10 protein-coding genes are annotated in these 13200 nt (G+C 41.2%); 3 read left to right on the top strand and 7 right to left on the bottom strand.

What is annotated here, in order from left to right; translation table 11 throughout:
- The first annotated feature begins 49 nt into the window (after positions 1 to 49).
- Complete coding sequence (locus tag B7E07_RS03550) at positions 50 to 1336, top strand: MFS transporter (RefSeq protein WP_080844097.1); 1287 nt, start codon at positions 50 to 52, stop codon at positions 1334 to 1336.
- A gap of 349 nt (positions 1337 to 1685) precedes the next feature.
- On the opposite strand, the gene arsC is transcribed toward B7E07_RS03550, so the two are convergent.
- The 4 genes from arsC to B7E07_RS03530 form a co-directional block, all read right to left on the bottom strand.
- Positions 1686 to 2105, bottom strand: a complete 420-nt coding sequence (gene arsC, locus B7E07_RS03545) for an arsenate reductase (thioredoxin) (RefSeq protein WP_080844096.1) — start codon at positions 2103 to 2105, stop codon at positions 1686 to 1688.
- 15 nt (positions 2106 to 2120) lie between these two features.
- Positions 2121 to 3416, bottom strand: a complete 1296-nt coding sequence (locus tag B7E07_RS03540) for an arsenic transporter (RefSeq protein WP_080844095.1) — start codon at positions 3414 to 3416, stop codon at positions 2121 to 2123.
- A gap of 14 nt (positions 3417 to 3430) precedes the next feature.
- On the bottom strand, positions 3431 to 3775 hold the full coding sequence (locus B7E07_RS03535) for an ArsR/SmtB family transcription factor (protein WP_080844094.1): 345 nt from the start codon (positions 3773 to 3775) through the stop codon (positions 3431 to 3433).
- A 203-nt stretch (positions 3776 to 3978) separates the two neighbouring features.
- Positions 3979 to 5034: a DUF3231 family protein gene (locus B7E07_RS03530; protein ID WP_080844093.1), complete on the bottom strand. Its 1056-nt coding sequence runs from the start codon at positions 5032 to 5034 to the stop codon at positions 3979 to 3981.
- Positions 5035 to 5310: 276 nt separating this feature from the next.
- On the opposite strand from B7E07_RS03530, the gene B7E07_RS23475 reads away from it, so the two are divergent.
- Complete coding sequence (locus tag B7E07_RS23475; RefSeq protein WP_176215105.1) at positions 5311 to 5466, top strand: hypothetical protein; 156 nt, start codon at positions 5311 to 5313, stop codon at positions 5464 to 5466.
- A 281-nt stretch (positions 5467 to 5747) separates the two neighbouring features.
- Positions 5748 to 6047, top strand: coding sequence for a HesB/YadR/YfhF family protein (locus B7E07_RS03525; RefSeq protein ID WP_080844092.1), 300 nt, complete (start codon positions 5748 to 5750; stop codon positions 6045 to 6047).
- 85 nt (positions 6048 to 6132) lie between these two features.
- Here the strand turns inward: B7E07_RS03525 and B7E07_RS25225 are convergent, their stop codons facing one another.
- The 3 genes from B7E07_RS25225 to B7E07_RS03510 all read right to left on the bottom strand — a co-directional run bounded on the left by B7E07_RS25225 (position 6133) and on the right by B7E07_RS03510 (position 13153).
- Complete coding sequence (locus tag B7E07_RS25225) at positions 6133 to 6963, bottom strand: methyl-accepting chemotaxis protein (protein ID WP_139785563.1); 831 nt, start codon at positions 6961 to 6963, stop codon at positions 6133 to 6135.
- A gap of 119 nt (positions 6964 to 7082) precedes the next feature.
- Complete coding sequence (locus tag B7E07_RS03515; protein ID WP_218970396.1) at positions 7083 to 11504, bottom strand: hypothetical protein; 4422 nt, start codon at positions 11502 to 11504, stop codon at positions 7083 to 7085.
- The gene (locus B7E07_RS03510; protein ID WP_080844090.1) at positions 11504 to 13153 is read right to left on the bottom strand and encodes an Ig-like domain-containing protein; all 1650 of its coding nucleotides are present in this window, start codon (positions 13151 to 13153) and stop codon (positions 11504 to 11506) included. Before B7E07_RS03510 ends, B7E07_RS03515 begins: the two co-directional genes overlap by 1 nt.
- Between the last annotated feature and the right edge of the window lie 47 nt (positions 13154 to 13200).

Below are 13200 nucleotides of genomic sequence, written 5' to 3'. Positions count from 1 at the left end.
TGTTCATCATCTACTTCCTCTGCTATGATGAATCAGGGGGGTTTTTTACATGAAAGCACAATCGCAGAAAATGGCTGCTCCTATCCAAACACCTTTTTATTATGGCTGGGTGATTGTCTTCATTTCAGCTCTTGGGGTGTTTTTCTCTGGACCTGGTCAGACGTATTCTATATCTGTATTTATTGATTCGTATATTTTAGATTTTGGCTGGAGCCGCTCGCAAGTTTCGGCCGTGTACTCTGCAGCTACACTTGCAGCGGGCTTATGTATGTTTTTTGTCGGACGGTTTATTGATCGTCATGGTCAAAGGAAGATGGCTGTCTTCGTGGGAATCTCTCTGGCTGCTGCCTGCTTTTGGAATAGTATGGTGGCAAATACAGCAATGCTTTTCATTGGCTTCTTCTTCATAAGACTGCTTGGTCAGGGCAGCATGTCTCTCATTCCCAATACCCTTGTTCCTCAATGGTTTATCACCAAAAGGGGAAAGGCCTTAAGCTTAATGGCTATTGGCGGATTTTCCAGCTCTGCTATCCTTCCTCCTTTTAATGCCTGGCTTGTCAGCCAATGGGGCTGGAGTTTTTCATGGCAGTTCTGGGGTGCTGCATTATTACTGATTTTTGTTCCTTTAGCCTATTATCTGATCCGTAATCAGCCCGAGGATATTGGACTGCTTCCGGATGGACGGACAAAACCAATCGTACATAAGGATATAGCGCAAGAAACCGAAGAACACCAAGGCGAAGAAGAAAACTGGACATTAAAAGAAGCGATGAAAACGAAGACGTATTGGCTGCTGCTTTTTTGTGTCGCCATCCCGGCTTTAGTCAACACAGGCCTGACCTTTCATTTAATATCAATCTTTGGAGTGCAAAATATTTCTCCTGGGATTGCGGCTCTTGTGCTAAGCTTAATGGCGATCATCGGTTTTCCCATTACTTTGGCTGCGGGATTTGTGTTAGATAAGGTGAAGGTTAACTATGTGCTGGCAGGGATATTTCTCGGGGAGATTATCTTTATGCTTGTGCTGCTATTTGCTAAAAATGTGACCGTTGCCATTATTTTTGGGATTCTATGGGGCATTAGCGGAGGCTTCGAACGAATCGCCTTAAATTATGTTTGGCCGAGTTTCTTTGGCAGAAGGTACCTTGGAAGCATAAATGGCACAGCAATGACAGTGATGGTAATTGGCTCAGCTCTTGGTCCTCTCCCTTTTGGCTTTGCTTATGATGTATTTGGCGGCTATAATGAAATCCTTTATTTAAGTATGATCTTTCCAGCAGCAGCAATTATTTGCTCACTTCTGGCAGGCAAGCCTGAGAAAATACAGATCAAATGAGTGTGGGACAAATAGAGAAAATAATATTTCTAATACACAAAAGTTCAATATCATGGTTGGGTACTTAAACACGTCCGTTCCATTGCGCTGCGGACCCTCGCTTTCCGTGGGGAGGAAGCTGAGCCTCCTCGGAGCAAGCTCCTGCGGGGTCTCACCTTTTCCTCTATTGCCCACAGGAGTCGAGTGTCCTCCGCTTCATTTCACTCATGTCTGAAAGATATAATATAAAATAATTAATAAAAAACCAAATGATTAGAAAGTGTTGTTTTCTAATCATTTGGTTGTATCACTAGACTGAATACTTATGCCAGCCCCTTTTTCATATTTATATAGGTATTCTGCCTTCTCTCTATTTCCCTGTTTCCGCAAACGTTTTAATCCGCTCGCTGATCTCATCTCTGACACGCTGGAAAAATGCCCACTTCTCTTCTTCTGTTCCTTCCGCTTTGGCAGGATCATCAAATCCCCAGTGTTCGCGTTTCACATGAGGGGGTGTCACCGGACATTTATCAGCCGCATCTCCGCATAGCGTGATAACTAAATCAGCATGATTCAAGATTTCAGGATCAATGATATCGGAAGTTTGTGATGTTATATCAATACCAGCTTCCTTCATCGCTTTAACAGCATTCGGGTTTAAACCATGTGCCTCAATACCTGCACTGTACACGTTCCAGGCATCACCTAAATATTTCTTTGCCCACCCTTCAGCCATTTGGCTGCGGCAGGAATTGCCTGTACATAGAAAATAAATTGTTTTTTTAGACATATTCTATTCCTCCATTTAAATAATCAATAACCAAATATATAATCCAAACAGTGTGATAAATAATGTAGGAATCGTTAAGATGATCCCCGTTTTAAAATAAGTGCCCCACGAAATTTTTACTCCTTTAAGAGAAAGCACATGCAGCCACAGCAGGGTTGCGAGTGAACCAATTGGTGTAATTTTCGGCCCTAAATCGGAGCCAATCACATTTGCATAAATGAGTGCTTCACGAACAACGCCTGTTGTATTCGTATCTGCAATGGCCAGCGCATCAATCATCACAGTCGGCATGTTATTCATAACCGATGACAGAATCGCAGCAATAAAACCCATCCCGATGGTTGCCGCAAAAAGACCATGATCTGCTGTCGCTTGAATCACATCTGCTAATACGCTAGTTAATCCTGCATTACGCAAACCATATACCACGACATACATTCCAATCGAAAAGAATACAATTGCCCAAGGTGCTCCTTTAATGACTGTACCTGTATTTACCGCTGGACTTCTTTTTGCCATAATTAAAAAGAATATGGCTATTAGACCAGCAATGATGGATACAGGAACCTTTATGAACTCACTAACAAAATAGCCAATTAATAAGATCCCTAAAACAATCCAGGAGAGACGAAACATTTTTCCGTCTTTAACCGCTTCAGCCGGAGTCTTCAAATGGATAGAATCATATTTCTTCGGAATGCTTTTTCGAAAATATAAATATAAAACTAAAATGCTAGCCGCTAAAGAAAAGAAATTTGGAATAATCATTCGGGATGCAAACTCAATAAATCCAATATCGAAAAAATCAGCAGATACGATATTAACGAGATTGCTGACCACTAATGGAAGTGAGGTTGTATCCGCAATAAATCCGCTTGCAATGATAAACGGAAATACCATCTTTTCCTCAAACTTAAGATTTCTAACCATAGCCAGTACAATCGGCGTCAAGATCAAGGCCGCACCATCATTCGCAAAAAAAGCTGCGACCAATGCTCCCAATATGGATACATAGACAAACATCCTGACTCCATTTCCTTTTGCTGCTCTCGCCATATGTAGCGCTGCCCATTCAAAGAAACCAATCTCATCTAAAATAAGTGAAATAATAATGATCGCAATGAATGTCAATGTTGCGTTCCAAACAATTGAAGTGACGTCCAGTACATCGTTAAAATCCACTACTCCTGCAAGAAGTGCAAGAATTGCGCCTCCACAGGCAGACCACCCTATTGACAACCCTTTTGGCTGCCATATGACAAGGATAAGTGTGGCTAAAAAAATCACAGATGCCAATAAAACTTGAGTCATTTTATTCCCTCCTTTTACTCACAGGATATTCTCAATCCCTGTTCTTCAAGTTCTGCTAATTTAGCATCCTGACTAGGAAGGTGGCTCAGCAGGTTCTGTACCAGGTGATAGTATTCACTTTCTTTATTCAAAGAATAAAAAATCCACTGCCCTCTTCGTGTTTCCCCTACCACTCCTGCATCCTTCAGTTTTCTAAGATGCTGGCTGATCGCAGGCTGGCTCATGGCAAAAATCCCAACAAACTCACACACACAGCAATCATGATGATCAAGAATCTTCACCATTGTTAAACGCGTTTTATCACCTAATAACTTTAAAATGAGTGCTGTTTTATCAATTTCCAGAGCAGCTATTTCCATTGGTCTATTCACCTCCAGCAACATAAGCTACAGTATATAACAGTCCGCTTATATAAGTAAACACTTATACAATAACTACATTCATTTTGCTAAATTTAAATATGCGGATCTTTTACTTTCAAATAACAAAAAACTTGCCATTTGGCAAGCTTAGAGGTCTTCTTATTTTAACAAAAATTTTTAATAACCTTCTAGAAAAGCGATCATGTAAGGTTACCAGGTGAATGTTTAGATAATTCCTTACGGTCAGCGGCTGTAAAAGGTTCTTCAAACCATCCCCGCTCGATCATCATATTCAAACCATCATTATTATACTTACCGATTATTGGAATAAACTCAATAAACATGGCTGCCAAATCATGTCTAAGCATCTGGGAGAGAGCAGTACCTATATTTGAGAGAGCAACATTGCCAGCTAAGGCACCGTGATACATGATAAGTTTATCTGAAAAAGGGGATGAAGTTGAATCCGTTACATTGGCATCCATCAATTTAGGAGATGGCAAATCCTGTTTTGTTAAATAATCTGCAAAGATTTTTATTTGTTTACCTGCTAGTTCCGCCCCATTTTTAAGATACTTTCGAATTTTTTCTGATGAAGCAACCTGGCTAAAAGCGATCATAAGTGCTTTTCCTAGGATGTTAGTATTAGTATTAAAATGAAGAAATTTGATCTCGTTTGCAGTTAGCGGTCGATCTTTTCCCGTTATAATTGAAATAAAAGATTTCTTTTCTACAAAATCAATCTTCTTAGCGTAAGGAATATTTGGCGCACTAATGTCCATTCCTTTAGATAGCAATAGATGGATTCCTCTCTCATATGTTTCCGCTGAATCATTCATGGATCCTCTAAAATAGTGCATAATATCGTGGCGGGACGAATTTGAAAAGGCATTGCCATAAATAATTAGCGATGCACTTGCCATTTGAGTGATATAAAATATCATAAACAGATCACCAAACAGTCGCGGCGCCCCTTTCCGAACATCCTGTTCACCAAACCCTACAGGAACTGGAATACCTTCATTAACAAAGATCTTGCTTATTTCCTTCACATGTCTCCTGGACAGTGATAGTGCAAATTCCACATAATCTCGAATCTCATCGTCTTCCACGACATCCAGGAAGTGCTCAAATATACAGCAGAACAGAGAATCACCCATAAAATTACTAAATAAATCTGCCAGTTCTGCTGAAGTTAGTTGTTTATTTTGCTGATGTTCTATTATTTCCGCATTTAAATTTGGATTTTTCTCCATGCTTTCCTCCGTGTTTTTTATAAATAGCATCTGTTAGTTGTTGGGTCTTTATTCGGAAACTAATTTTGAGCATGGTTAACTATAAAACCCAAGCATTTTTGTAAACGGTAACATAAATATAAATGATTTGTTTATTTTACTTTTAAATACTATAGAAAAGGTGAAAAATTGGATTATATGCATGTACTATAACCCAACAGAGACGTGTTTCGAATCTTAAAGCTTAAATCCTATACTCTGTCTAAAGCAAAAGCAGGGTTGAAAAGAAGGTGAACCGTGGAAAAGAACTGTGAAAAAATAGTTTATAACAATGAAATTTATTATCTCATTAAAATAAACGAAGCAGGCTATTGTGAAATAAAGAAATCAGATATGAAATATGTTGAGCTGATTCATCGCAGTGAATTGAAAGAAACAAAAGATGCTAACTAGTAATAAGATCCAATTGACCCATCTTCTGGGTCTTTTTTTAAGAATTTTTTTCGTTATTTCCTTCAAGTTTCTTTTAGACAAATTCTTATTTTACAAATAAGCTTGCTCATATAAGAATGTCTTAGAATTGTCGTTTTTTCATAGATCAAGAAAATGTTATGATTGATTTGATATATATTTGGCAGGAAAAATAGGCAGATCGGTTCGTTCATCATTGTTTTACAAAACGATAAATAGGTTTGTTATCATATTAATAAACGTCAAAAAAGGAGCTGTACTGTGTGAAAATACAGATTAGTGAAAGAGCATTGCATTGGTTTAAGGATGAAGTTGGTTTGGAGGCAGGAAAAAAAGTTCGGTTTTACTCGCAAATTTATGGAACCAGTCCCGTACAAGAGGGGTATGCTCTCGCCTTTACGATTGATTCAGATTCTAGAAATGCAGTTGTCGAAACGGAAGCAGACGGCATCACTTTCTTTATTGAAGATGCTGATTTATGGTTTTTTAATGGACATGATTTACATGTAGATTATAATGAAAAAACAGATGAAGTAGAGTATGACTATATTATATCTAAATAGTAAATGTTCATAACCCTTCTCTGTACTCTTGCACAGAGGAGGGTTGCATTTATGTTAGTAAATAATATTGGTTTCACATTTAGGGTCAGCAGGTTTGAATGGTTGTAAGCCCTTCAAACTCTTTCATCGTGGTATTTATTTTGGTTTGTGTTGTAATCACCGTTGACTGAGAATGTTGTGTAATGGCACTAACCTTCTGCACCTCTTGGTAAATATTTTCAATGTTTTCATTCATCTTTTTAATAGCTGCATCTACATTGTTAGCTAATTTACGTACTTCGGTTGCTACTACATTAAAACCTCGGCCGTGTTCTCCAGCCCGAGCGGCCTCAATCGCCGCATTTAATGCTAATATATTGGTTTGAGAAGATAGATGCTGAATTGATTTAGATAATCCTCTAATGATATCAGTTTGTTCTTGCAGCGAGTGAATCACTTTAATGTTCTCATTTGAGTTATGACTAACGATTTCACCTAAATCAACCGATAAGTCTTTTAGTTGAGAAACGATTCCAAATGTTTTATTTTCCCGCTGTGTAATATCTGTTGCTATTTTTAGTACAGCAATCACTTTTCCTTCATGATTTAAAACAGGCATATACGTAGCCTCAAGCCAAAGCAACTTCCCGCATTTGCCAACTCGCTGGATTTTTTCCTGAAATTCTTTCCCTGCCTTTAAATGATTCCATAACGCAGCATATCGAGGACTATTTTGCAATTCTAAGGTGCAAAACTGCTTATGTCTCATCGTTTTCATTTCATTGACACTGTATCCTAACGTCTGGGCAAAATTTTCGTTTACCCAAATAACCTTACCCTCTAAATCAAATTCGATAATGGCTAAGTTACATTCCAATGAAGCTAACACAGAATTCACATCTAATACTTGAGTGCTGACGTATTTATTCATATTCATGACGTTAACTTCCTTTCTTACTTAATATTTTTTTGGATGCTGGAAAGATAAGAATCTATCCAGCATCCCTATATATTCATTATGATAAGGCTATCGAGAGTTCTCGACAGCCTTATCATTTAGTAATTCCTTATCATTTCTAAGTTCTTGTCGCGCCGCCTTTTCACGACCACGATGATGAAGAGGAATAGTAAAAACGGAATTTGGAATAAGTAAGTCTCCTTATTTTTAACAATTCCTGCGAAATCAACTATTTTATCTTCACTTGCTATAAGCCAATCTGTCATGGCTTTAACACTTATATAATTATAATCCGATACTAATTTTGAAGGATATATGATATTTCCTAACCTTGAATCAAAACTAATTTGAGGCAGATTCCGTTCATTTGCCGAGTAAAAACTCAGTTTTTCTAACGTATTTTCACCGGCACCTCCTAATCCAAATATAAGGAACTCTTCATCATCGGACTTCTCTATATCTCCACTGTTCCTCCCACTTTCAGTCCTCTCCGCCCTTTTGCTTCCATTTGGTAAGATGACTGCAAACTCGGTATTTGGTTCAATTGTGCCTTGAACCAACTTACTATTCTCACTGCCACTATCTGTGCTCAAGTTTAGTAGTGGACCGCGATCAGTCGCAGGCACTTGAATGATTGGTGATGGCACTGTCGGTTGTACAGATATTTCGGCTTCTGGCTCTGGCGTTCCTTCATTTCCACCAGTATCCGTTGGGCCTTCTTCTGTTGGTGGTGTCGGATTCTCCGGTTGAGCTGGTGCTACTGTCTCCGAGTCTTCTTCGATTCCATCAGTTTCAGCAGATCCTTCTTCAGTCGGTGCTGGTGCTGGATTTTCAGGTTGCTTGTTTTCTGATCCAGGATCTGCTTCGTTTCCTTCATTTTCATTAGATAACCCTTCATCTTCCGGTGTTGTTATTGGTTTAGATGGCTCATCGGATGTTTCCGGCTCAGAGCCTTCTTCATTTCCACTACTGCCACCAGTTTCAGTTAGACCTTCTTCTGTTGGTGGTGTTGGATTCTCCGGTTGGACTGGTGTTTCTGTTTCAGACTCTTCTTCGTTTCCATTATTTCCATCAGTTCCAGCTGGGCCCTCTTCTGTTGGTGGTGTTGGATTCTCTAGTTGGTCTGATGTTTCTGTTGCAGGCTCTTCTTCGTTTCCTTCGTTTTCATTAGATGGAACTTCTACTCCAGATGTTAATTCTGATTCAGATGGCTGCTCTGATGGTTTTGGCTCGAAGCCTTCTTTATCTCCACCAGTTTCAGTTTCTGCTTCTTCTCTTGGTATTGTTGAATTCTCCGGTTGGACTGGTGTTTCTGTTCCAGGCTCTTCTCCGTTTCCTTCATTTTCATTAGATGGCTCTTCTGCTTCCAGTGTTGTCACAGGTTCAGATTGTTCTGATGTTCCTGGCTCGGTTTCAGACTCATCTCCAGCAGCTTCAGCTGGTGCATCTTCTGTTGATACTGCCGGATTCTCCGATTGGTCTGGTGTTTCTGTTCCGGACCCTTCTTCCGATCCTTCTGTTTCATCAGATGGTTCTACTGCTTCCGGTGTTGGTACTGGTTCAGATGGCTGCTCGGATGTTTCTGGATCGGAAATCTCTTCATTTCCAGTATCTCCACCAGTTTCAATTGGGTCTTCTTCTGCTGGTGTTGGTGCTGGATTTTCCGATTGGTCTGGCGTGCCTGTTCCGGACCCTTCTTCGGTTCCTTCTGTTTCATCGGATGGTTCTACTGCTTCCGGTGTTGGTACTGGTTCAGATGACTGCTCGGATGTTTCTGGATCGGAACCCTCTTCATTTCCAGCATCTCCACCAGTTTCAATTGGGTCTTCTTCTGCTGGTGTTGGTGCTGGATTTTCCGATTGGTCTGGCGTGCCTGTTCCAGGCTCTTCTTCGTTTCCTTTATTTTCATTAGATGGCTCTTCTGCCTCCGGGTTTGTCACAGGTTCAGATTGTTCTGATGTTCCTGGATCGATTCCTTCTTTATCTCCACCAGTTTCTGCTTCTTCTGTTGGTTTCGTCGGATTCTCCGGTTGGTCTGGTGTTTCTGTTCCAGACTCTTCTTCGTTTCCTTCATTTTCATTAGATGGCATTTCTGACTCCGGGGTTGTCACAGGTTCAGATTGTTCTGATGTTCCTGGATCGATTCCTTCTTTATCTCCACCAGTTTCTGCTTCTTCTGTTGGTGTCGTCGGATTCTCCGGTTGGTCTGGTGTTTCTGTTCCAGACTCTTCTTCGTTTCCTTCATTTTCATTAGATGGCATTTCTGACTCCGGTGCAGGTACTGACTCGGAAGGTTTCTCGGATTTTTCTGGATCGGAAGCCTCTTCATTTCCAGTAATGCCTCCAGTTTCAGTTGAACCTTCTTCTGTTGGTACTGTTGAATTTTCTGGTTGTTCTGGCGTTTCTATCGCGTGCTCTTCTTCTGTTCCTTCTGTTCCATCAGATGGTGCTTCCGCTTCCGGTGTTGTCACAGGTTCAAATGGCTGATAAGTCGTTTCTGACCCGGAGACTTCTTCATTTCCAGTATTGTCACCAGTTTCAATTGGGTCTTCTTCTGTTGGTGTTGATGCTGGATTTTCCGATTGGTCTGGCGTTCCTGTTCCGGACCCTTCTTCAGTTCCTTCTGTTTCATCAGATGGCACTTCTGCTTCAGGTGTTGTTACAGATTCAGATGGCTGCTCTGATTGTTCTGGATCGGAACCACCTTCATCTCCATTATTGTCTCCAGTTTCAGTTGAACCTTCTTCTGTTGGTGCTGTCGGATTCTCCGGTTGGTCTGGTGTTTCTGTTCCAGACTCTTCTTCGTTTCCTTCGTTTTCATTAGATGGCACTTCTTCCGGTGTTGGTACTGGCTCGTATGGCTGCTCTGATGTTCCTGGATCGGCCCCTTCTTCATTTCCACTATTGCCACCAGCATCCGTTGGGTCTACTTCTGTTGGTGTTAGTGCTGGATTTTCCGATTGGTCTGGCGTTTCTGTTCCGGTCCCTTCTTCAGTTCCTTCTGTTTCATCAGATGGCACTTCTGCTTCAGGTGTTGTTACAGGTTCAGATGGCTGCTCTGATTGTTCTGGATCGGAACCACCTTCATCTCCATTATTGCCTCCAGTTTCAGTTGAACCTTCTTCTGTTGGTACTGTCGGATTCTCCGGTTCGTCTGGTGTTTCTGTTCCAGACTCTTCTTCGTTTTCATTAGATGGCACTTCTACTTCAGGTTTTGATTCTGATTCAGATGGCTGCTCTGATGGTACTGGTTCAGATGGCTGATCAGTCGTTTCTGAATCGGAGCCTTCTTCATTCCCAGTATTGTTGCCACCTTCAATTGGGTCTTCCTCTGTTGGTGTAGGTGCTGGATTTTCCGATTGGTCTGGCGTTTCTGTTCCGGACCCATCTTCAGTTCCTTCTGTTTCATCAGATGGTTTTTCTACTTCCAGTGTTGGTACTGGTTCAGATGGCTGATCAGTTGTTTCTGAATCGGAGCCTTCTTCATTCCCAGTATTGTTGCCACCTTCAATTGGGTCTTCCTCTGTTGGTGTAGGTGCTGGATTTTCCGATTGGTCTGGCGTTTCTGTTCCGGTCCCATCTTCTGTTCCTTCTGTTTCATCAGATGGACCTTCTACTTCTGGTGTTAGTACTGGTTCGTATGGTTGCTCGGATGTTCCTGGATCGGAGCCTTCTTCATTTCCGCCATTTCCACCAGCTTCAGTTGGATCTTCTTCTGTTGGTGTTGTTGGATTCTCCGGTTGGACTGGTGCTTCTGTTACTGGCTCTTCTTCGTTTCCTTCTGTATCATCAGAAGGTCCTTCCACTTCCGGTGTTGTTACTGGTTCAGATGGTTGCTCTGATGTTCCTAGCTCGGTTCCTTCTTTATCTCCACCAGTTTCTGCTTCTTCTGTTGGTATCGTCGGATTTTCCGGTTGAACTGGTGTTTCTGTTCCAGACTCTTCTTCGTTTCCTTCATTTTCATTAAATGGTCCTTCTGCTTCCGGTGTTGTCACAGGTTCAGATGGCTGATCAGTCGTTTCTGAATCGGAGTCTTCTTCATTCCCAGTATTGTTGCCACCTTCAATTGGGTCTTCCTCTGTTGGTGTTGTTGGATTTTCCGATTGAACTGGTGCTGCTGTTCCTGGCTCTTCTTCGTTTCCTACATCTTCATTAGATGGCTCTTCTGCTTCTGGTGTCGGTACTGGTTCAGTTGGTGGTTCAGATGTACCTGTATCTGTTCCACCAGTTTCAGTTGAAACAGGAGATGCATTCATTGTTGCAGAAACAGATTCACTTCTGTTTCCAGCTTCGTCTACTGCAGTAATCATTAATCTTCTGCTCACTGAATAGGTTTGAATGCGTGCAAACCATTTTCCTTGATCATCAGCATGTGTATTAACTTCACTTTCATCTGGAAGAGTTATGATAATTTTTGCACGTGAATCACTCTCTCCAAATATTTCGCCAGTTGTTTCATCAACATGAGTTATAATCGGCTGAGACGGCGCTTCTGTATCTAACTTTTCGACTGGCTGCACTACCACAGTAGCAGCTTCGCTGTATTTCCGGCTGCATCCGTTGCTGTCACAATCAATTCTGCATGGACTGCTTGTGAATCAATTGCAATATTCCAATTGCCTTCTTTATCAGCTGCAGTCGTTTTTTCACTTCCATCTGGAAAAACGACTTTCACTACTGCTCCCGCTTCGCTTGTTCCAGTGATTTCCGTGCTCGTTTCATCAACAGAATTTACAATTGGCTGTGCAGGTGCTTCTGTATCTACCTTTTCGACTGCCTGCACTACCACAGTAGCAGCTTCACTTGTATTTCCTGCTGCATCCGTTGAGGTCACAATCAATTCTGTGTTTGCCGCCTGCGGTTCTATTTCAACGGTCCATTCCCCTTCTTCATTAGCTATTGTTGTTTTTTCACTTCCATCCGGGAAGACAAGCCTAACTACTGCTCCCGCTTCACTTGTTCCAGTGATTTCTGTGCTCATTTCATTGACAGAGTCTACAATCGGCTGGGCCGGCGCTTCTTCGTCTGCCTTTTCGACTGGCTGCACTACCACAGTAGCAGCTTCGCTTGTATTTCCTGCTGCATCCGTTGCAGTCACAATCAATTCTGCATTGACTGCTTGTGAATCAATTGCAATGGTCCAATTGCCTTCTTTATCAGCTGCAGTCGTTTTTTCACTTCCATCTGGAAAAACGACTTTCACCACTGCTCCCGCTTCACTTGTTCCAGTGATTTCCATGCTCGTTTCATCAACAGAATTTACAATCGGCTGTGCAGGTGCTTCTGTATCTGCCTTTTCAACTGGCTGCACTACCACAGTAACAGCTGCACTTGTATTTCCTGCTGCATCCGTTGAGGTCACAATCAATTCTGTGTTTGCCGCATGCGGTTCTATTTCAACGGTCCATTCCCCTTCTTCATTAGCTATTGTTGTTTTTTCACTTCCATCCGGGAAGACAAGCCTAACTAATGCTCCCGCTTCACTTGTGCCGCTAATTACTGTGCTCGTCTCATTGATCGCTTCTATACTCGGCTGGCTTGGAGCGACCGTGTCAACAAAGGCAGTTTCTAACGTGGATACTGCTCCGAGTTCATTCAATAGACTAAGATCCAGTAAAAAACTGTCTACTACTAAGGCCTTAGAAGTAAGTTTGCCATCAATACTTTGAGGTAGCTCATCTACTCCTAAGTTTTTCAGATTAATGCTTAGCTTAAATGTTGTAGGAGTACTTACATTTATCCCCAATAAGTGGGGGATGCTGGCACCAACTAAATTATTTTCAGTGACAGTAAGAATATTAAATCCTGTAATTGTTGCTTTATTCTCTAAAAGACTTCCTCCCACCCCTAAAAAAGGGATGGAGTAAGTAATCGTAGTTTCATCTTTAAAATTCCTTTTGCTCAATAAATACGAAAGTTCCTCTGGCAGTTGAAAAATAGGAACATAATTATTTAATAATCCTATATTCGCCACCTGATTCCCTGTAATGGTTAAAGAAAATTCACCATTTTGATATGAAGATACTAAACTCTGATTGCCTATTACATTTATTGTGATAGCTGATGCCTTGTTTTCCTCAGCGATAAAAACATATGGAGCTATAATTAATATAAGTGCAAACAATACCATAAACCTTAGCTTAGTTCTTAGCCGCCATGATCTCATCATAACTAGCCAACCCCCTTAAATAATAAATTCGTTTCTTCCAAATGATA

Origin of the sequence: Cytobacillus gottheilii (genome assembly GCF_900166665.1) — a bacterium.
GTDB lineage: Bacteria > Bacillota > Bacilli > Bacillales > Cytobacillaceae > Cytobacillus > Cytobacillus gottheilii_A.
The sequence above is the reverse complement of the archived record's forward strand: the minus strand, read 5'-3'. Positions and strand labels throughout refer to the sequence as shown.

What these genes read in the sequence shown, in the direction of transcription:
- B7E07_RS03540 (WP_080844095.1), bottom strand. Translation starts at nt 3,416, where the DNA reads ATGACTCAAGTTTTATTGGCATCTGTGATTTTTTTAGCCACACTTATC.
- B7E07_RS03535 (WP_080844094.1), bottom strand. Translation starts at nt 3,775, where the DNA reads ATGGAAATAGCTGCTCTGGAAATTGATAAAACAGCACTCATTTTAAAG.
- B7E07_RS03510 (WP_080844090.1), bottom strand. Translation starts at nt 13,153, where the DNA reads ATGATGAGATCATGGCGGCTAAGAACTAAGCTAAGGTTTATGGTATTG.
- B7E07_RS03530 (WP_080844093.1), bottom strand. Translation starts at nt 5,034, where the DNA reads ATGGAGAAAAATCCAAATTTAAATGCGGAAATAATAGAACATCAGCAA.
- B7E07_RS25225 (WP_139785563.1), bottom strand. Translation starts at nt 6,963, where the DNA reads ATGAATATGAATAAATACGTCAGCACTCAAGTATTAGATGTGAATTCT.
- arsC (WP_080844096.1), bottom strand. Translation starts at nt 2,105, where the DNA reads ATGTCTAAAAAAACAATTTATTTTCTATGTACAGGCAATTCCTGCCGC.
- B7E07_RS03550 (WP_080844097.1), top strand. Translation starts at nt 50, where the DNA reads ATGAAAGCACAATCGCAGAAAATGGCTGCTCCTATCCAAACACCTTTT.